Origin of the sequence: Bacillus sp. PSXD-155 (genome assembly GCF_049310765.1) — a bacterium.
Taxonomy (GTDB): domain Bacteria; phylum Bacillota; class Bacilli; order Bacillales; family Bacillaceae_G; genus Bacillus_A; species Bacillus_A cereus.
The window spans coordinates 1-18,837 of sequence record NZ_JBMOWC010000059.1 but is presented as its reverse complement, the minus strand read 5'-3'; the positions used below and the strand labels follow the sequence as shown (position 1 = coordinate 18,837).

The following is an 18,837-nucleotide window of genomic DNA, read 5'->3' as shown; positions in this document are numbered from 1 at the left end:
AACCTACCACCCCATCGCATAAATGAGTAGTGAGCTTGCATAAACAACAAGAGTAACTGTAACTATAACAACAATTACAAATTTAGTTTTAAATGTCGCAAGCATCATAAACATATTTTTAATATCCACCATCGGTCCGTAAACGAGGAACGCGACAAGTGAAGCTGTTGAAAACGTACTTTGGAACGAAGAAGCGATAAATGCATCTGCCTCTGAACAAAGTGATAATATATAAGCAAGTCCCATCATAACAGCTGATGAAGAAAACGGACCTTGTCCAATAGCAAGAAGTGTTGAAGTTTGTACAAACGTTTGTACCGCTGCTGCAATTAATGCACCTAGTACTAAATATTTTCCCATTGAGAAGAATTCCTCAACAGCGTGTGTACATACATCCCACATTTTTTTACGCAGTGGACGCTTATTATTCACTTCTGGGAAGTGATCATCTCTTAATTGATGTTCTTTAAACATAAAGGATAATATAATTCCAACGATAATGGCTACGATAATCGCTACAATAGAACGATACCATACCATGTGCATACTACTCCCAAAGGCAACGTATGTTGCAAATAAAACAACTGGATTAATAATTGGACCAGTTAACATAAATGCAATCCCTGCGTATGGTGGAACGCCTTTTCCGATTAATCGTCTTACAATCGGAACAATTCCACATTCACAACCTGGAAACAACATACCTAAAAAAGTAGCTAATAAAACAGACAGAAATCGGTTCTTCGGCATCCATTTTGCCACCATATCTTCTGTCACGAACATTTGAATGAATCCTGAAATAAATACACCAATGAGCACGAAAGGAAGTGCTTCGATCAATATGGAGATAAAAATTGTATTCATTTGCAGGAATGCTTTCGGTAATTGAAACAATTCCATGATGTATTTCCTCCAACTTTTCATTAACAATATGTAATTTTAACCCCATTTCATTAATTGAACAAGGTTTATATGGCATACATACCCTTTATATACATTACATTGTACAAGTTATATTCTATTCAAAATTTGAGATTTCATAGCAAAAAAGCTGCTCTAGCGTAGTTATATAACTATGCTAGAGCAGCTTTCTTATCGTTAAAAGTAACGTTTCTTCCAAAAAACAAAAGCTAACGTGAAAGATAGTGTTACACATATGATGAGTACAATTACAAAACCGTGGGCTTCCCCTTCAAACGGAACCTTTACGTTCATTCCAAAGAAACTAGAAACCATCGTCGGTAAAGATAAAATGATCGTAATTGACGTTAACAGTTTCATAACACTATTTAAATTATTTGATATAACGGAGCTAAAAGTATTCATCATTCCACTTAAAATGTGACTATATATTTCCGCCATTTCAATAGCCTGTTTATTTTCAATTAATACATCTTCTAATAAATCTTGATCGTCTTCATACATTTTTAAAAATGTACTATTACGCATTAACTTTTGAATTACAATTTTATTAGCTTTTAATGACGTTGTAAAGTATACTAAACTTTTCTCAAGGCCTAACAATGTGAAAATCTCTTTATTTTTCATTGACTGATTTAATTGATGCTCTAAATCAATTGTTTTTCGATTTATTTGCTTTAAGTATCTTAAATAATAAGTAGAAATCGTATATAAGAGCTGAAGTGCAAAGCGCGTCTTCTTAAACGTATAAAATTCTTTAATACGTTGATTAATAAAACGTTCAAAAATTGGATTCTCTTCTAAGCAGATTGTAACAAAACAATCCGGCATCACAATCATACCTATTGGAATCGTGTCATAAATCGAATTTCCTTCTTCATCATGTCTAACTGTCGGAATATCCACGATAATTAAAGTATTATTGTCTTCCTTTTCAATACGAGAGCGTTCTTCATCATCCAAAGGGTCTTTAATGAAATCTAAGTCTACATTTAAAGTTTGTACTAGATATTGAATTTCTTCTTCTGTTGGATGAAGTACATTAATCCAGCACCCCTTTTGCATTTCCTCAATCTCTTGTAGTTTTCCGTTTCGGTCTGTTAAATATATATTTAACATACTATCACCCCGATTCTTTTTACATGTAGGAATCTACCTCTCTTAAATCACAGTTTTTAAACCGCCATTCTCAGCATATGAAACATACGTTTAAATTTCAATAGAAAAATTATTTTGAAAACGTTTTTATAAGAAAAATATTATAAAGTGAAACTTTAATCAGTGGGGGGCTTCATCCTCACCAATTATTAGCCCTTACAAATCGGGCTTTTACGGGTTATCCGCCCCCAACCAAACTTCTTTTTTTCGCTGAATTTTGAGGTGAGGGTCTCACTGCCCGTTAAAGCGGGATAAACATAGAAAAAGACAGAGTGCTCTCTGCCTTAAAAGCTTATGTTGCCTTTATAACATATTTAGAAAGCATCCACAAGTTAAACCCGACTGAAATCGTATAGCCCGCGTATGTTGAAATGATAAAACTTACATAATCGAAATACGGAAGCAATACAACATTTAAAACTATCTTCACAATAATTCCAATCACTAGTCCTAGCACCGTCTTCTGCTGTTGATTGATTCCTTGTAGCATAGCAGCCGTTACTGTAAAAAGAGAAAATAGTATGCAAGCAGGAGCATAATACTGTAAAATGATTCTCCCCATCTCTGGATCATTTCCAGCACCGAATAAAAGAGTATATACAGGTTTGGCTAACACCATCATTCCAATTGCCGCCGGTACCGTAATTGCTACTACTAATACATTTGTTCTCGTAAAATGTTTGTACAATAGCTTCGTATTTCCTGCTGTGTAAGCTTTCGTCATCTCTGGTACGAGAGACATACTAAAAGCTGTCGCAACGGATACCGGGATAAGCACAACCATTTGAACAAGACCAATTATCGCATTAATTTTTTCCGCTTCTCCTTGCATATACCCTATTTGTATAAGTAGTTTATTAATTGTAAATGTATCAATCGTCTGATACAACGGAATTGCTAAGCCCACCACAACAAAAGGAATAGAATATGTAAAGAGCTCCTTATACAATGAGAAAAAAGATTTCGTTGTTTGTGGTATACTTTCCATCTCTTTTTTCTTTAAGTGCCTTCTCCTTCTTATATAATACGCACTTAAAACAGTTAATCCACCTACAGCTCCCATAAATGCACCGAACGTTGAAATACCAACCGCTAGCGAAACAGAAGCTTTTAAAACATATAAAACGACAAAGCTTCCTATTAAAATGGTTAAAACCCGAAAAAATTGCTCTACAACTACACTTAATGCAGAAGGCCCCATCGATTGGAATCCTTGAAAGAAGCCCCTTAATAAACTCATTACTGGCACAAGTATTAACGCAAAACTTACAATTCGAATATTAGTAGTAACCGCTCCTACACTATTCCCCGTTTGATCATTCCCATCGATGACAAGTTTAGCTAAATGCGGAGCTAGCATATATAACGTAAAACACGAAATGACTCCCATTATAAACATAAACACGATTCCACTTTTCAACACTCTCTTAACCGTATGATAATCATTCAGTTGATCATATTTTGATACCATCTTTGAAACAGCTAGCGGTAATCCCATTGTTGCTATACTGAGCATGATGGTATAAGGACGATATGCATATGTGTATAGAACGTAACCACTCGTACCGACCATCGCTGTAAATGGTATAACATATATAAACCCTAACATTTTTGATATCATCGTTGCCATCGTTAAAAATATCGTTCCACGTATAAACGGTGACCCTTTCATCACATTCCTCCGCTACGCTTTATTATTACACATTATGGACAACTCCTTTTCTTTAGAACCGAAACAAACAAAAAAAGCCAATGAAAAATCATTGACTTTAACGCGCTGCTGTTTTCTTTTTGAAATACTTTAAACCAAAGTATAGAGCAATAAAAAGAACAGCTCCTATAATTATGTAATGTGTGTAATCAGATGCATACTCTTTAATTTGTCGCCAATTCCCACCAAGTTTTTCACCTAAGTATATAAATAGAATTGACCATGGAATGATCGCTACAACCGTATAAAGTGTAAATAGTTTTAATGGCATCTTAGCTAGTCCTGCTGGAATAGAGATCGCATGACGTACTACTGGGATAAAGCGCGCAGAAAATATTACGCCTGCTCCATAACGCTTAAACCAACCTTCCGCTATGTCTAAATGATGTTTATTAATAAGTAGATATTTCCCATATTTCTCTACAACCGGACGCCCTCCGTAGTATCCAAGCCAGTATAAAAAGATTTGCGCTAAAGTACCACCAATCGTTCCGGCGATAACTGCACCCACAAAACTAATTTTACCATTCGCTACTAAAAAGCCAGCATACGAAAGTACAATTTCACTCGGGATTACTTCAATCATTAAAGCAAGAGCTACTCCAAAGTAACCTAAGCTTGCAAAAAATTGCAATAACTGATCTATTATGTTTGCTAACATGTTCTTTTTTATCTCCTTTTTTCTTCACATACCATCCCATTATTACATAAAGGCTGCAATCTGCCAATATCTTCATTTTAACAATATGTACAATTCAAGCAGGATTAATCTATTAATTTCTCTTTCTGCGGGTCTTTCATGTAGGCAAACATCTCTTTAATTTGGTCTTCTGTATTTCTAGCAATTGATAAATTAGGCAATTCATTTTCACCAAAAAACTCCACCTCTTCTGTTTCAATACTAGTTTTCTTTTCTCCACCAATAATCTCGCATCCAATGAAAATCTTATATACATGCGTCGCCGATGGAGATGGTTGATGTTTTTCTTTATCAAATATAGCTAGTAACTTAAAATGATCTACCTCATAACCAGTCTCTTCGAAAACTTCTTTTGCTGCAACTTCAGTTGGCGTGTAACCGACATCAGCCCATCCACCTGGCAATGCCCATTTCCCATCGCTTTTTTCTTTCACAAATAATAACTTTTCATTTTGAAAAACAACCGCTCTTATATCAACTTTAGGTGTTTGATAGCCTGTCTCACTTGCAAATAATTTCTCTACGACTTCCCAATCTGTTTTCGTGTAATGTGACATCATTGAAATAGAAATATCTCGTAATTGCTGGAAACGCTCAATATCATACACATCCTTAGAATACGTTAAACCCGCTTGAGCTATAGATTGTATTTGTTTTACCCAATCAATCCATTTAATCGTCATATATCCGCATCCCCATTCTCTATCAAATATATTACTTCATTTTTATTGATACATCTTTATTATACAAAAAAAAGAGATTGATAACGTTTCAATCTCTTTCAAAATTAATCTAATTCATGTAAGTGGTCTTGTATATACTTTCTTCTTTTATTTATATATTCATAAATCATATCAGCCTCTTGATCAAATGTTTCTAATTTTTCTTTCATGTATGGATCTTGTAGTAAATATGGGCGAATCAATTCACACAACCCTTCTACTTTCGGCCTCATAAACGAAACTGTGAATTGATTTTCTAATATTTCTTCCAAAATACTTCGATACTGCTTTCTAAATACAGGTATGTCTAGCAATCTTGCACTTAACGTATTATACCCTTGAATGCGAATATATTCATGATTAAGTGGTCTCCCTTGTACATCTCGCCCCCAAGTCGCATCATAATCCCACGGTATAACTTCAAATAAATTTGTTTCATCGTTATGATATAGTGCATAGTTATGAACGAAACCATCAAAGTTTTGCGTAAAAATAACTCCTGCTAACCATCGTAAATATTTATCTACATGTAGAAACTTCCCAATTTCTTTTTCATAGGCTTCCCTCGTCAAAGTATTCGCTTGAAATACAAATTCACTCAGTTGTTCTTCACTATTTTTATTCGAATATTTAAATTCATAACCCGCAAAGAGCTCTGTCTTAACATCTTTATCTCGTTCACTCATTAATGAAAAATTCGCATCATCATCTATCGCATAATAAATAGAACCACTCGGTAATCCTCTATTTTTCAAAAAATTTTCATCAACCGATTCTAACTGTAAATACACACCTTGAATTTGACCATTAATTTTTATAAATACATGTTGTGATTTTGGCGAAAGTACACCAATATCATGAAAAAAATCTAAAGATAATTTATTTCGTATGAGAGACGGATCCATAAACTCCGAATTCAAATGAAACTCTTTCGCACCTTGAAATTTTTTAGGCTTATAAAACATAACATGATAAGACTTTTTCTCAAATTCGCGAATATGAGCTCCTCGGTATACGATATCAATGTCATACTTCTTTTTTCCATAAGTTAATTTTGCTGGCACTGGACTATCTGACCAAATGTCCTTTTTCAATTCCACTAAGTACATTGGATGAACAAAAAAATCATATGAAGGCAGCATGTTTTCTCATCCCTTCTCAGTTCTCTTCATTCAATGTATGCGCCTTGTCTTGTCCATACATCCGCAATCATCTATTTATATAAAATTACACTCTTGTCCTGTTCAGAAAGATGCCTACATACATATCATGTTAAGGAAAAAGAATACCTTTTCACTTTAATACATGATAAGGAGGATTTCTATGAAACGTGATATTAGAAAAGCTGTCGAAGAAATCAAAAGTGCTGGGATGGAGGATTTCTTACACCAAGATCCAAGTACTTTTGAATGCGATGATGATAAATTCACTCATCATCATTGTACAACTGGATGTAAATGTACAACTGGGGGTAAATGTCCAAGAACAAGATGTACTCGCGTGAAACATTGTACGTTCGTTACAAAATGTACGCATGTAAAAAAATGGACATTTGTTACGAAATGTACACGTGTACGTGTTCAAAAATGGACGTTCGTTACGAAAGTAACGCGTAGAAAAGAATGCGTATTAGTTACAAAGCGGACTCGCAGAAAACATTGTACATTCATTACAAAATGCATACGCTTTGAAAAGAAATTTTTCTGGACAAAACGAAGTTTCTGTAAAAAATGCGAATTCTTCCCTAACAGACACGGTCACTCTTGCGATGATTCATGTGATCATGGTAAAGACTGTCACGATAGCGGACACAAATGGAATGATTGCAAAGGCGGACATAAATTCCCATCTTGCAAAAATAAGAAATTCGATCACTTCTGGTATAAAAAACGTAACTGCTAGTTTTTATACCACCCAAAAAAGGCCGTTTTGCGGCCTTTTTTACATTTATTGAAAGTGACTTATATCTGCAAATTGTTTCACTTTACCAATACCCTCTTCAAATTCTATTATGCTCAAACTGGCACTATGCATAAATGGATCATCCCACACATTTTCTATTTCCATTCCCGCGAAATGCCCTATAAGTAATTTTGCTGCTGCCGCATGAGAAACAATCAATATGTTTTGTCCTTTATGCCTCTCTAAAAGAAGCTGCATCCCTTCAATTACTCTTTCATAAACGGCCTCGAAATTTTCGCCTGATGTTGACTGAAAAAGATGTGGCTCATTCCAAAATAGATGTACTTCTTCTGGAAATTGCTTTTCTATATCCGCGATTGTTTGTCCTTCCCATATACCCATGTTGATTTCATAGAAATGCTCATCCGCTATAATGGGTATATCACGTTCCCCTTTTATTAACTCTGCCGTATGAAGTGTTCTTTCGCTCGGACTACTATAGATCGCATGGATTGGTAAATCTTTCATTCGATTCCCTAATTGTTTCGCCTGAACTATACCATTTTCAGTTAAAGCAGAATTTTTTCGTCCCTGCATTCGCTTCGCTACATTCCACTCTGTTTCACCATGCCTTGTTACATATATAGTTGTTTTCATTTCTTACTCCCCCTCACCATGTTGGTCGTAATTCCCACGGTTCAACTCTCCCTACAATCCACTCCGCTCGTTTACTTTCAATCCCTTTTATAACTCCATCAGCTATCTCTTCATGAGTAAGCCATCTTCCATATGTATCTTCTAAAATAAAACCTAAAATAATTCTATAATAAATACATCGCGTACTCCCTATTTTTTGTGCAGGCATACGTGATGCTTTACTACCTAAAATATGAAATAAACTATATGTTTTAGACGACAAATCTAGTTCTTTACAAATATTTGATAGTGCATGCTTTGCACTTGTGTGTACCCATGCAACAACTAATGTGATCGGGCCATTTTTCTTAATTGTACTTTTAATAGCTAGCTTTACATCTTCATCATTATGATAATCTAACGAAAGGCATGTAATATTTTCTGGTGCAGAACTCATTCGCTTAACATTTTCTAAATTCACTTCATCTCGCCCGATAATAGAAACATAAAATCCTTTCTCACAAAGCCACATAGAAACTTTCTTTAGCATTCCTGTTCCACCAATTACAAGTGCATGCAAATGCTATCCCTCCCTAATAAAATGTCATATGAGGTTTCTCATCTCTATAATAATTTAAACGGTCTTGCAGTGTCCCTGAGTGAAACTCAAATTTATGACCGTCAGGATCAACAAAGTATATAGATTCGCAATCTCTTACATCACGTTCTCTTCCTTGTAAAATATGAACATCATTTTCTTCTAATCGCTGTATTAGACATTTAAAGTCTTCTTGTTCAACAGAAAATGCAATGTGCGTATAAGATTGATGAATCTCATTTCTCGGAATATGCGTCTCTTCATTAAGCGCTATCCATACTCCACATATGTTAAAATAAGCCAATTTTCTTCCTTTAACTAATAATTCTCCTTCTAATACTTTTTCATAAAACATAATAGAGTTTTCTAAATTAGATACCGAAAAACAAATATGATTGATTCCCCTTAACAACTATAATTCCTCCTTATACAAATAAAAGATGAGCGAAAATTCACTCATCTTTTATTATACTATTTTTTTGTAATATATGCCCATTTATAACTGAAGTCCCCGCCAAACGTATGGTTAGCAATGCCTTTTACAAACGGCTTCTCTAAATAAGCTGTACTTTGTTGGTACGTAGGAGAAATTGCTGCGTCTTGACCAATTAAGATTTTTTCAGCTTCCGCAAGTGCATTCCAGCGTGCTTTATCATCTTTTAATAGCTCTCCTTTTGATTTCGCTACTAAATCATCATACTTCGGATTAGAATAATCCATTTCATTAAATGAGCTTCCAGTAACAAACATATCAATATAAGTCATTGGATCCGGATAATCAGGACTCCATGCAGATAATGAGAATTCATATTGGAATTTCTTTTCTAAATCTAGCTTCTGCTTGTATGGTTGCTGTTTCAAATTCACTTTAATACCAGGCAAGTTTTTCTCTAGTTCTTCCTTAATAAAGTCGCCTACTTTTTTACGGCTACCGTTATCATCGTTTAGTAATTCAACCGTAATTGTATCTTGCCCAAGCTCTTTCTTCGCTTCTTCCCATAATTTTTTGGCTTTCTCTGCGTTATCTTTACTATCACGGAAGTTTTTATTTACAGAGCGGAAATCTTTTCCATCCGGACCTGTCGTGAATTTTTCAGGTACTAAGAAATATGCTGGCAATGAACCGTCATTTAAAATGACATCAGCAATTCCTTTTTTATCGTATGCTAAATCAATCGCTTCACGTACTTTTTGGTTTTTAAATGTTGCATTTTTTTGGTTAAAACGTAAGAAATATATGCGTGGATCTAACTTCGTTTTAAATTCATCTGGCTTATTCTTTTTATATTTATCAACAAATTCAGAAGTTAAAATAACTCGATCTGCTTGATCACTATCATATAAATTTACTCCCGTGCTTGTTTCCTTCACAATACTTACATTAATTTCGTCTAACTTTACAGTATCTTTATCCCAATAATTAGGATTTTTCTTTAACTGATAATTTTGTTCATGTTTCCATTGACTCATTGTAAATGGTCCATTATATACTAATTTATCTGCTTCTAATCCGTATTTATCTCCTTGCTCTTTCACATATTTTTCATTTAATGGGAAAAATGTAGGGAACGACGTAAGCTCAAGAAAATAAGGTGCTGGTTGTTCTAATTCTACTACCAACGTTTTATCATCCTTCGCTTTAACACCCAATTGATCTGCTGGTAATTCACCTTTATTTACTTTCTGTGCATTTTTCACATCAAATAAAATGAATGCATATTCTGCCGCTATTGCTTTATCTAATGTACGTTGCCATGCATATACAAAATCTTGTGCTCGAACTGGATCACCATTTGACCATTTCGCATCACGTAATTCAAATGTATATGTCTTTTTATCTTCACTAATCTTCACATCTTTTGCCATACCTGGTGTTGGTTTATTATCTTTATCTAGACGATATAAACCTTCCATTGCATTTACAAATACACGGAAAGATACAGAATCCGTTGATTTAGATGTATCCATTGAAGGAATTTCAGCTGTTTCTAGCAAATTTAAAACTTGTTTATCAGCCATTCCCTTATTCGATTCTTTCTTCGTTGTCGAAGCCTTCTCACCATTCCCACATCCTGCAACCAATACACTCGTCGTTAACGCAAGTGCAGCAATTGTTGTTGTCTTTCTCTTCATTCTTCCTTCCCCCAATCTATATGTATAAGTTAAATCCTATATAATATATTTCATTATACAAAAGATTCTGATTATTTTAAATATTTATTTTAACAAACATAGAAAAAAGCGATCGGAAATTTCTTTCCAGCCGCTTTCTTGAATAGCATTTACTTGTAATCCATCCTCTATATCAAATGGATTTTGAACTTTAAATATTTCTTCCATCAGCTTCAAAAACTCTTCTTCAGTTTTAGATTCACCATTAACCATAAGTGAGTATGGTTCCACTTCACCTAATTTATAATCGACAACAAATTGAATCTTCACCTTTTGTCTTGGCGTTCCGGTGTTATATCCTTGGAATTCTACTAATTCTAACCCTTCCGTTCCACGATAATATATCCAACCTGAATTTTGAAAATAATTTTCGAAAGATTCACCTATTGAAAAGAAAGGATATTCATAAAGCGAGCTTGTACGAACCTTTTGAATAACGTCTCGATCAGTCGGAAAAAAGAAATGACTAAAAAATATGCTAGCAACTGCTAAAATAGTAACAATTGTCGCTCCCATTTTGCTCGTTCCGCCGCTATCATTGATTAGATAGTTTTCAACTGATTTATCTTTTATTTCTCTTGCTTTTATTCGGTATATACATCTTTCCGCAAATTGATAGTATAATCCATTTGCAAAAATCCCCATTCCAAACAGAATAAAAATGAGTAATAAAAACGTAAGAGGCACCATATTAATGATTGGCAACGCTACATTAAATCCCATATAATACGAAAATGCATCACACGCTACTAATAACAACATAAATAAAGCAGCTGGTACATAATACTTACGATATCCTAGCCAGCCTATATTGAAAATAGCAGCCCAACCATTCCAACTCCACCTAGCAATCCGCTTATTCTCAAGTTCCCATTTCCTTTTGTAATACGGATATTGTCTCCCTACATATACTTCTAGTTCTTTATCTATTAACGAGCTACCTTCCTCTTGTTCATTATCCAAGTTTCGCTGACAACTTGCACAATTTAACTGTTCCTCCTCGCAAGGTTGCCCACAATTTATACATTTCAAAACAATCCCTCTTCCCATCCATACGTCATTTCAAAATACCTTCGTGTTTTAATAACCACTCTTTCCTCCATAAACCACCAGCATATCCAACAAGCTTTCCACTCTTTCCTATTACACGGTGACATGGAACAATTATTGAAATTGGATTTCGACTATTTGCCCCTCCTATTGCCCGTACAGCTTTTATATTTCCAACTTTCTCTGCAATATCTAAATATGAAGCACTTACGCCGTATGGAATAGTATAAAGTGCATCCCATACATTTTTTTGAAATGCTGTTCCCTCCGCAGACAGCGGGACCGTAAACTCTTTTCTTTTCCCTTTAAAATATTCATCTAACTCATTTATACATTGTTCTATCATTTCATTTTTATTTTCTTCTTGTCGTTCATCAACAAATATAACAGACGTAATTCCTTCTTGATTCGCTGTAATTTCAAGCAAACCTACTTCGCTTTCATAATAAGCCTGGTACATATGCCATCCTCCAATTCAGTTCATATTAGTCATTGTAACACGAATATACAAAATTTTTCGTATAAGCGTTTTATTAGAGAAACAAAAAAGAGAATGGTAAAATATAAGAAAATTCAATCAAGGAGGCTATTTGATGAATTCCAAGCTTTTTTCACCTTATACAATTAAGAACGTTACACTAAAAAATCGTATCGTTATGTCGCCTATGTGTATGTATTCATCGGGGAATGAGGATGGCAGCGTTACGAATTTTCATCTCATTCATTATGGAACTCGCGCTGCTGGCCAAGTAGGTTTAGTTATGGTTGAAGCAACTGCGGTGTTAGCTGAAGGACGAATTTCTAACAAAGATTTAGGTATTTGGGATGACAACCTAATTGAAGGCTTACATAAAACGACTACTTTTATACATGATAACGGCGCAAAAGCTGCCATTCAACTCGCTCACGCCGGAAGAAAAGCAGAATTAGAAACAGATGCGTTAGCTCCTTCAGCCATTCCATTTAATGAAACAATGAAAATGCCAATAGAAATGAGCAAACACCAAATTAAAAATACTGTATTAGCTTTTCAGCAAGCTGCAGTACGATCAAAACAAGCTGGATTTGATGTTATTGAAATACACGGTGCTCACGGTTATCTTATTAATGAATTTCTTTCTCCGCTTTCCAATAAGCGGACTGATGAATATGGTGGTTCACCTGAAAACCGCTATCGTTTCTTACGCGAAATCATTGACTCGATAAATGAAGTTTGGAACGGACCGTTATTTGTCCGTATTTCAGCAAATGATTATCATCCTGAAGGGTTAACAGTTCAAGATTATGTTCAGTATACAAAATGGATGAAAGAACAAGGAGTAGATTTAATCGATTGTAGCTCTGGAGCTGTTGTCCCTGCACGCATCGATGTTTATCCTGGGTATCAAGTACAATATGCTAAACATATTAAAGAGCATGCTAACATTGCAACTGGTGCAGTGGGATTGATTACGACTGGGTCACAAGCAGAGCAAATTTTAAATAATAACGAAGCAGATTTAATTTTCATCGGACGTGAATTACTTCGCAATCCGTACTTCCCAAGAATAGCGGCCAATGAACTTGGCTTTGAATTGCAAGAACCTCACCAATATAAGCGAGCACCAGGAAAAATTCATACGAATAAATAAAACCGAGAAGTCATTCTTCTCGGTTTTATTTATTCTATCGTTGTAATTTCATTTGAATTATAAGTATGGATACCCGATTCTTCTCGCAGCGCGGTTATATACATACCTTTCGCCACATCTTTAGCTGAAATTGGTTTATACTTTTTGAAAGCCCCTTTAAAAATAAAAGGAATAATACGAGATAACTTTTCAGCCATTCGTTCGCCGAAACGAAATTCTTGTCGGTTTCCTACTAATAATGATGGTCTAAAAATGTGAATACCACCGATTACTAACTTTTGCAATTCTTCTTCCATTTTTCCTTTCACTTGTGAATAAAAGAAAAATGATTTAGGATTCGCTCCCATAGAAGACACAACAAGGAAATTTTGCACCCCTTGTTTTTCAGCTAAACAAGCAGCTCGTAACGTATATTCATAATCTACTTTTTTAAAATTTGCTTTTGTTTTTGCTTTTTTTATTGTTGTTCCTAAGCAACTAAAAACATCATCCACAGCAAAGAACTCTTTATATTCCTCTAATACCGAAAAATCAACTTGTTTCTGCTGTAACTTCTCATGTTGAAATTGCATTGGCTCTCTTACAAAAATAGTAACCGAATCGTAGTAATCTGATTCAAGTAATAGACGCGTTATCTCTTGTCCAACTAAACCACTTGCACCAAGTATTAACGCTGTTCGCTTATTCATATATGCATATACCTCTTATTTTACTTTTCTCTCCTTCAGTAAAATACAACCTTTAGGAGTTTCCTGCTCTTATTTTACCACAAGTAAAACACTATGCGTACGCATAGTGCTTTACTCACTCTTTTTTCTCATCTCTCTCTTGTAATTTCGTTATTGTTGTAGCGTCCCCTAAATTACTTATTAATCTTCTTAAAAAAATTAATACGAAAGATAATGGCAATACTACCGCTAATATTAATAAAATAGCTTCCATTAAGTAACCCAAGCGCTCATCCCCCTCTTTACCTCCTTTTCAATATATGAAAACAGCGTTGTCACATATGCATGCATTTGCAAAAATAATACACCTTTATTTGACAACTTTATAACAAAAACAAATCGGAATGATTATTATTTATTGCAACTTTATTAAAGATGTATTATACTAAGTTCGCAAACTAAAACGTAATTATTCCGTTTTGTATTAAAATGATATTTTTCTTCTATAATTGGGGAAAATATATCCGTAAAAAAGAAAAGAGGAGAACTTCATGCCTAAAAGATTGACTATATTTTCATTCTTACTTATTTTTACCTTAATTTTCGCTGGCTGCTCAAATAAAAAAGAAAGTAATGCCAAGAAAGATGGAAAGCTAACAGTTTATACAACGATTTTCCCACTTGCTGATTTCGCAAAGAAAATCGGTGGCGACTATGTAAATGTTGAAGCAATTTACCCACCTGGTGCAGATTCACATACATTTGAACCAAGTCAAAAACAAACAGTACAAGTTGCAAAAGCCAATTTATTCGTTTATAACGGCGCTGAATTAGAACCATTTGCTGAAAAAATGGAAAAAACATTACAAAAAGAAAATGTTAAAATTGTAAATGCATCTAAAGGTATTGAGCTTCGTGCTTCTACTGAAGAAGAGCATCATGATCATGGAGATGGCCATAAAGAAGATGAACACCATCACGATAAAGACCCGCATATTTGGTTAGACCCTACTCTAGCAATGAAACAGGCAGAAAAAATTAAAAATGCACTTGTAGAATTACAACCTGAACATAAACAAGAATTCGAAAAAAACTTCGCAGCACTTCAAACTAAATTTACTGATTTAGACGATCAATTTAAGGCAGCTGTAGCGAACGCAAAAACGAAAGAAATTTTAGTTTCTCATGCTGCCTATGGTTACTGGGAACAACGATACGGCCTAAAACAAATTCCTATCGCTGGAATTTCAGCTTCTGATGAACCATCTCAAAAACAGCTTGCTGACATTACAAAAACAGTAAAAGAACATAATCTAAAATATATTTTATTCGAAACGTTCTCTACTCCAAAAGTAGCATCTGTTATTCAAAAAGAAACTGGTACAAAAGTTTTACGCTTAAATCACTTAGCTACTGTTTCTGAAGATGATGCAAAAAATAATAAAGATTACTTCACTTTAATGGAAGAAAACGTAAACACATTGAAAGAAGCAACAAACTAATCCATTATATTTTCTAGGCAGCTGAATCTAGTATTCAGCTGCCTTTTTATGTATTTATCCTTGACTTGACCAAAATAACAAGTAAAATTATCCATATTAGCTTTAAAGCTATATTAATTTAGAAGGTGAGTTGGAATTATGAATCTTCACATTTGTGAAGTAACAGCAAAAAATTGGCGTTCAGTAGTTGCTTTAGACGTCGCAAAAGATCAGCAACAATTTATTGAAAGTAACGCGTTTTCTTTAGCAGAATCATTATATGAAGGAAACGGAACGTCAGTAGGTTTATATGATGGAGAAACACTTGTAGGTTATGCAATGTATGGATGGTATTCAGTAAAACATAAAAGTGTATGGCTCGATCGCTTTATGATTGACCAACAATATCAAGGAAAAGGATACGCAAAACGTTTCCTTCGCTTACTCATTCAATTCTTACAAGAAAAATTTGAATGCAAAATAATTTACTTAAGTTTACATCCAGACAACAAACTTGCAATGGGACTGTATGAATCATTTGGTTTCCGCTTAAATGGTGATATTGATGATGAAGGTCCAGTTGTAGGTGTTGTAATGGAGTTACTAATAGACGAAAATACAAGCCTGTGAAAACAGGCTTTTTATTATACATGTATCAATTTTTAATTTCTTTCCCTTATTTAATTCTGTTTTGCAATCTAATAGAATGCTCATAAAAATAAGCCTGCAATTTACGCAGACTTATTTCACACACTCTTCAAAATGTTCTTGGAACCACTCTTTATTAATATCTCTTCCGATGAAAACTACTTCACTTACTCGCTCTTCGCCCTCTTGCCACTCTCTATCGTACGAAGCGGCAAATAACGTATGTACACCTTGGAAAACGATACGTTTATCTACTCCGTCTATCGATAAAATTCCTTTGTAACGATATAAATATTCCCCTAGCTCTTGAACGACAGCTGACATCCACTCATTAAGCTTTTGTAAATCCAGCGGATGTTCTTCACGTAATACAAATGATTTCACACCTTCTAAGTGATTATGTTCTTTATGAGGGTAAATTTGCAACGTATCTTTCGTTTTAAACGTTTGGATTTGTAATAAAGATGGTATATCTACCTCACAGTTAGTCGCCTCAATTAACTTTGCAGTCGGGTTAATTCCTTGAATTTCATGCAAGAGATTTTCTTTCTCACTCTCTTCAATTAAATCTAATTTATTTACTAAAACGACATCCGCAAACGCAATTTGCTCTTTTGCCTCTAATCCTTTTTCAAAATGTTTATGTATATGATAACTATCTACCACCGTTACAACACCGTTAATTTGGTATGCAGATTGAATGACTGGATCTAAAAAGAATGTTTGAATAATCGGCCCTGGATTTGCAAGTCCAGTCGTTTCAATTACTAAACCATCAAAATCCATTTTCCCTTCTGCTTTTACGTCCAGTAACTGTTTTAAAGCAACAAGTAAATCTTCACGTACAGTACAGCATAAACAGCCATTTGTCATTTCCATAATTTCTTCTTCTACATTCATAATCAACTGATTATCAATGCCAATTTGCCCTATTTCATTTACAATCACCGCTAATTTCTTACCGTGATTTTCTGATAAAATACGATTTAATAAAGTCGTTTTCCCTGATCCAAGAAAACCAGTTAATATTGTTACTGGAATCATTTCGTACCTCTCCTTATAGCTATATGTTTCTACATTATAGCATATAGAGAAAATCATTTTTGTAGCAAAACATATTTATTGTCTGTACACCTAATTAACTATATAATAACATGTAATAAGAAAGCCTTTTCAAAACATTATTATTCATCAAGGGGGTACTTATAATGGAGCGAGTTCAAATGGCTGAAACGCTAGAATTTTCTCGTATTATTCAAGGATTTTGGCGTTTAGCAGAATGGAATATGACGAAACAAGAATTACTTTCTTTCATTGAAGATTGTATGGATATGGGAATTACTACTTTTGATCACGCTGATATTTACGGCGGATATACGTGTGAAGGGTTATTTGGCGAAGCTTTACAATTAAAGCCTTCCTTACGAGAAAACATGCAAATTATTACAAAGTGTGGAATCGCTCCCCCATCACCGAAATTTCCAGAGCGATATGTTGCTCACTACAATACTAGTGCAGAGCATATTATGCAAAGTGTAGAAGCATCACTTAAAAATTTACATACAAATTATATTGACGTATTACTTATTCATCGTCCCGATCCTTTTATGGATCCAAATGAAGTGGCAAAAGCATTTTCACAATTAAAACAAGAAGGAAAAGTTCGTCACTTCGGTGTATCTAACTTCTTACCTTCACAATTTAATATGTTAAGTTCGTACTTAGATTTCCCGCTTATTACGAACCAGATTGAAGTTTCTGCATTGCAGCTTGAGCATTTTGAAAAAGGGACAATTGATTTATGCCAAGAAAAACGAATCAATCCAATGATTTGGTCACCTCTTGCTGGTGGGGAAATCTTTACTGGTCAATCAGAACGCGCCGTACGTGTACGTGAAACTATGCAAAAAGTTGCTACTGAGCTAGGTGTTTCTAGTATCGATACGGTTATGTATGCTTGGTTACTTGCTCATCCAGCTAATATGATGCCAATCGTTGGCTCTGGTAAATTAGATCGCGTAAAAACGGCTGCTCTTGCTACAAACGTTAACTTAGACCGTCAACAATGGTTTACAATTTTCGAAAGCTCTAATGGGCATCCTGTACCATAATGCATAAAAAGAAGAGCTGTTTTGAACTGCACCCCAATTGTTAGACACAGTCTAACAATTGGAGGTGCAGTTTTTCTATGGCTAAATTTACAGCTGATGAAAAAATACAAATCGTTCTACGTTATTTGAACGGAAATGAAAGTTATCGAGAAATGGGTAGATCGCTCGGTATAAGTGACACAATCATTTTGAATTGGGTAAACCAATATAAACAGAATGGTCTGGAAGCTTTTCTAAAACGATGTACAAATTACACACAACAATTTAAACTAGACGTACTAAACTTTATGATTGAAAACGGTATGTCCTTATTTGAGACGGCAGCTATCTTTAATATTCCTGCCCCTTCAACGATTTCTGTTTGGAAAAAACAGCTCGAAACACAAGGAATTGATGCCCTTCAATCTAAGAAAAAGGGGCGTCCATCCATGAAAAAAGATTCAAATAAACAATTAAAACAACCTTTAGCTGAAGGGTCAGTCGAAGTACTTGAAGCACGCATTAAACAGCTTGAGATGGAAAATGAGTACTTAAAAAAGTTAAATGCCTTAGTTCAAAACAAGGAAAAATCACAAAACAAGACAAAGCGCAAGTAGTCTATGAATTAAGGCATAAATATTCGGTCAAGGCACTCGTGGAGCTAGCTACTATTCCTCGAAGCACGTATTATGATTTAGTAAAGAAAATGAATCGTCCAGATGTAGATGCCGATTTGAAAGCTGAGATTA

At 34.6% G+C, this 18,837-nt stretch carries 20 protein-coding genes and 1 pseudogene; 6 read left to right on the top strand and 15 right to left on the bottom strand.

The features are described from left to right. Positions 1-3 precede the first annotated feature (3 nt). From ACO6VI_RS28975 to cotH, 6 genes are all read right to left on the bottom strand, one after another. A complete protein-coding gene (locus tag ACO6VI_RS28975) occupies positions 4-900 on the bottom strand; it encodes a permease (RefSeq protein WP_000418716.1) in 897 nt (298 codons plus the stop codon). A gap of 198 nt (positions 901-1,098) precedes the next feature. Further along, positions 1,099-2,040, bottom strand: a complete 942-nt coding sequence (locus tag ACO6VI_RS28970) for a magnesium transporter CorA family protein (protein ID WP_000932389.1) — start codon at positions 2,038-2,040, stop codon at positions 1,099-1,101. A gap of 331 nt (positions 2,041-2,371) precedes the next feature. After that, positions 2,372-3,751 carry a putative polysaccharide biosynthesis protein gene (locus ACO6VI_RS28965; protein WP_065483317.1) on the bottom strand — a complete coding sequence of 460 codons (1,380 nt, stop codon included), beginning with the start codon at positions 3,749-3,751 and terminating at the stop codon, positions 2,372-2,374. Positions 3,752-3,848: 97 nt separating this feature from the next. After that, positions 3,849-4,451, bottom strand: a complete 603-nt coding sequence (locus ACO6VI_RS28960) for a DedA family protein (protein ID WP_063547101.1) — start codon at positions 4,449-4,451, stop codon at positions 3,849-3,851. 104 nt (positions 4,452-4,555) lie between these two features. Next, entirely contained in the window at positions 4,556-5,173 is a 618-nt protein-coding gene (locus tag ACO6VI_RS28955) for an NUDIX hydrolase N-terminal domain-containing protein (RefSeq protein WP_000153584.1), read from the bottom strand. A 104-nt stretch (positions 5,174-5,277) separates the two neighbouring features. Further along, positions 5,278-6,354 carry a spore coat protein CotH gene (gene cotH / locus ACO6VI_RS28950; RefSeq protein WP_000938001.1) on the bottom strand — a complete coding sequence of 359 codons (1,077 nt, stop codon included), beginning with the start codon at positions 6,352-6,354 and terminating at the stop codon, positions 5,278-5,280. A 181-nt stretch (positions 6,355-6,535) separates the two neighbouring features. On the opposite strand from cotH, the gene exsB reads away from it, so the two are divergent. Beyond that, positions 6,536-7,114 (top strand): exosporium protein ExsB, encoded by a 579-nt coding sequence (gene exsB, locus ACO6VI_RS28945; RefSeq protein WP_000817498.1) that lies wholly within the window; start codon positions 6,536-6,538, stop codon positions 7,112-7,114. 45 nt (positions 7,115-7,159) lie between these two features. On the opposite strand, the gene ACO6VI_RS28940 is transcribed toward exsB, so the two are convergent. The 6 genes from ACO6VI_RS28940 to ACO6VI_RS28915 form a co-directional block, all read right to left on the bottom strand. Further along, positions 7,160-7,771: a phosphoserine phosphatase 1 gene (locus ACO6VI_RS28940; RefSeq protein ID WP_000858830.1), complete on the bottom strand. Its 612-nt coding sequence runs from the start codon at positions 7,769-7,771 to the stop codon at positions 7,160-7,162. Between the two features lie 13 nt (positions 7,772-7,784). Then, positions 7,785-8,330 (bottom strand): short-chain dehydrogenase, encoded by a 546-nt coding sequence (locus tag ACO6VI_RS28935; RefSeq protein WP_000543127.1) that lies wholly within the window; start codon positions 8,328-8,330, stop codon positions 7,785-7,787. 13 nt (positions 8,331-8,343) lie between these two features. Continuing rightward, on the bottom strand, positions 8,344-8,760 hold the full coding sequence (gene fosB / locus ACO6VI_RS28930; protein WP_000943769.1) for a FosBx1 family fosfomycin resistance bacillithiol transferase: 417 nt from the start codon (positions 8,758-8,760) through the stop codon (positions 8,344-8,346). Positions 8,761-8,819: 59 nt separating this feature from the next. Then, the gene (locus tag ACO6VI_RS28925; RefSeq protein WP_000824273.1) at positions 8,820-10,481 is read right to left on the bottom strand and encodes a peptide ABC transporter substrate-binding protein; all 1,662 of its coding nucleotides are present in this window, start codon (positions 10,479-10,481) and stop codon (positions 8,820-8,822) included. Positions 10,482-10,565: 84 nt separating this feature from the next. Continuing rightward, the gene (locus ACO6VI_RS28920; protein ID WP_078993398.1) at positions 10,566-11,570 is read right to left on the bottom strand and encodes a DUF2628 domain-containing protein; all 1,005 of its coding nucleotides are present in this window, start codon (positions 11,568-11,570) and stop codon (positions 10,566-10,568) included. Between the two features lie 7 nt (positions 11,571-11,577). Then, positions 11,578-12,030: a methylated-DNA--[protein]-cysteine S-methyltransferase gene (locus ACO6VI_RS28915; RefSeq protein ID WP_000283912.1), complete on the bottom strand. Its 453-nt coding sequence runs from the start codon at positions 12,028-12,030 to the stop codon at positions 11,578-11,580. 133 nt (positions 12,031-12,163) lie between these two features. Here ACO6VI_RS28915 and namA point away from each other — a divergent pair, with 133 nt between their 5' ends. After that, complete coding sequence (gene namA / locus ACO6VI_RS28910; protein WP_001086179.1) at positions 12,164-13,201, top strand: NADPH dehydrogenase NamA; 1,038 nt, start codon at positions 12,164-12,166, stop codon at positions 13,199-13,201. A 29-nt stretch (positions 13,202-13,230) separates the two neighbouring features. Here namA and ACO6VI_RS28905 read toward each other — a convergent pair whose 3' ends face one another. Next, positions 13,231-13,890 carry an oxidoreductase gene (locus tag ACO6VI_RS28905; protein WP_001042732.1) on the bottom strand — a complete coding sequence of 220 codons (660 nt, stop codon included), beginning with the start codon at positions 13,888-13,890 and terminating at the stop codon, positions 13,231-13,233. Positions 13,891-14,005: 115 nt separating this feature from the next. Then, the gene (locus ACO6VI_RS28900) at positions 14,006-14,155 is read right to left on the bottom strand and encodes a hypothetical protein (RefSeq protein ID WP_000540932.1); all 150 of its coding nucleotides are present in this window, start codon (positions 14,153-14,155) and stop codon (positions 14,006-14,008) included. Between the two features lie 265 nt (positions 14,156-14,420). Between ACO6VI_RS28900 and ACO6VI_RS28895 the strand changes: the two genes are divergently transcribed. Continuing rightward, a complete protein-coding gene (locus tag ACO6VI_RS28895; RefSeq protein ID WP_001126153.1) occupies positions 14,421-15,371 on the top strand; it encodes a metal ABC transporter substrate-binding protein in 951 nt (316 codons plus the stop codon). Between the two features lie 138 nt (positions 15,372-15,509). Continuing rightward, positions 15,510-15,980, top strand: coding sequence for a GNAT family N-acetyltransferase (locus tag ACO6VI_RS28890; RefSeq protein ID WP_001048677.1), 471 nt, complete (start codon positions 15,510-15,512; stop codon positions 15,978-15,980). Positions 15,981-16,091: 111 nt separating this feature from the next. Here the strand turns inward: ACO6VI_RS28890 and ACO6VI_RS28885 are convergent, their stop codons facing one another. Next, entirely contained in the window at positions 16,092-17,042 is a 951-nt protein-coding gene (locus ACO6VI_RS28885; protein WP_161519800.1) for a CobW family GTP-binding protein, read from the bottom strand. A 164-nt stretch (positions 17,043-17,206) separates the two neighbouring features. On the opposite strand from ACO6VI_RS28885, the gene ACO6VI_RS28880 reads away from it, so the two are divergent. Both ACO6VI_RS28880 and ACO6VI_RS28875 read left to right on the top strand, forming a co-directional pair. Next, complete coding sequence (locus ACO6VI_RS28880; RefSeq protein WP_000442793.1) at positions 17,207-18,109, top strand: aldo/keto reductase; 903 nt, start codon at positions 17,207-17,209, stop codon at positions 18,107-18,109. 77 nt (positions 18,110-18,186) lie between these two features. Beyond that, a pseudogene (locus tag ACO6VI_RS28875) lies at positions 18,187-18,837 on the top strand (helix-turn-helix domain-containing protein); the annotation flags it as partial.

Bases quoted from the DNA above. Each gene is read 5' to 3' on its own strand.
- ACO6VI_RS28975 (WP_000418716.1), bottom strand. From the start codon at position 900: ATGGAATTGTTTCAATTACCGAAAGCATTCCTGCAAATGAATACAATT.
- ACO6VI_RS28970 (WP_000932389.1), bottom strand. From the start codon at position 2,040: ATGTTAAATATATATTTAACAGACCGAAACGGAAAACTACAAGAGATT.
- ACO6VI_RS28965 (WP_065483317.1), bottom strand. From the start codon at position 3,751: ATGAAAGGGTCACCGTTTATACGTGGAACGATATTTTTAACGATGGCA.
- ACO6VI_RS28960 (WP_063547101.1), bottom strand. From the start codon at position 4,451: ATGTTAGCAAACATAATAGATCAGTTATTGCAATTTTTTGCAAGCTTA.
- ACO6VI_RS28955 (WP_000153584.1), bottom strand. From the start codon at position 5,173: ATGACGATTAAATGGATTGATTGGGTAAAACAAATACAATCTATAGCT.
- cotH (WP_000938001.1), bottom strand. From the start codon at position 6,354: ATGCTGCCTTCATATGATTTTTTTGTTCATCCAATGTACTTAGTGGAA.
- exsB (WP_000817498.1), top strand. From the start codon at position 6,536: ATGAAACGTGATATTAGAAAAGCTGTCGAAGAAATCAAAAGTGCTGGG.
- ACO6VI_RS28940 (WP_000858830.1), bottom strand. From the start codon at position 7,771: ATGAAAACAACTATATATGTAACAAGGCATGGTGAAACAGAGTGGAAT.
- ACO6VI_RS28925 (WP_000824273.1), bottom strand. From the start codon at position 10,481: ATGAAGAGAAAGACAACAACAATTGCTGCACTTGCGTTAACGACGAGT.
- ACO6VI_RS28920 (WP_078993398.1), bottom strand. From the start codon at position 11,570: ATGGGAAGAGGGATTGTTTTGAAATGTATAAATTGTGGGCAACCTTGC.
- ACO6VI_RS28915 (WP_000283912.1), bottom strand. From the start codon at position 12,030: ATGTACCAGGCTTATTATGAAAGCGAAGTAGGTTTGCTTGAAATTACA.
- namA (WP_001086179.1), top strand. From the start codon at position 12,164: ATGAATTCCAAGCTTTTTTCACCTTATACAATTAAGAACGTTACACTA.
- ACO6VI_RS28905 (WP_001042732.1), bottom strand. From the start codon at position 13,890: ATGAATAAGCGAACAGCGTTAATACTTGGTGCAAGTGGTTTAGTTGGA.
- ACO6VI_RS28895 (WP_001126153.1), top strand. From the start codon at position 14,421: ATGCCTAAAAGATTGACTATATTTTCATTCTTACTTATTTTTACCTTA.
- ACO6VI_RS28890 (WP_001048677.1), top strand. From the start codon at position 15,510: ATGAATCTTCACATTTGTGAAGTAACAGCAAAAAATTGGCGTTCAGTA.
- ACO6VI_RS28885 (WP_161519800.1), bottom strand. From the start codon at position 17,042: ATGATTCCAGTAACAATATTAACTGGTTTTCTTGGATCAGGGAAAACG.
- ACO6VI_RS28880 (WP_000442793.1), top strand. From the start codon at position 17,207: ATGGAGCGAGTTCAAATGGCTGAAACGCTAGAATTTTCTCGTATTATT.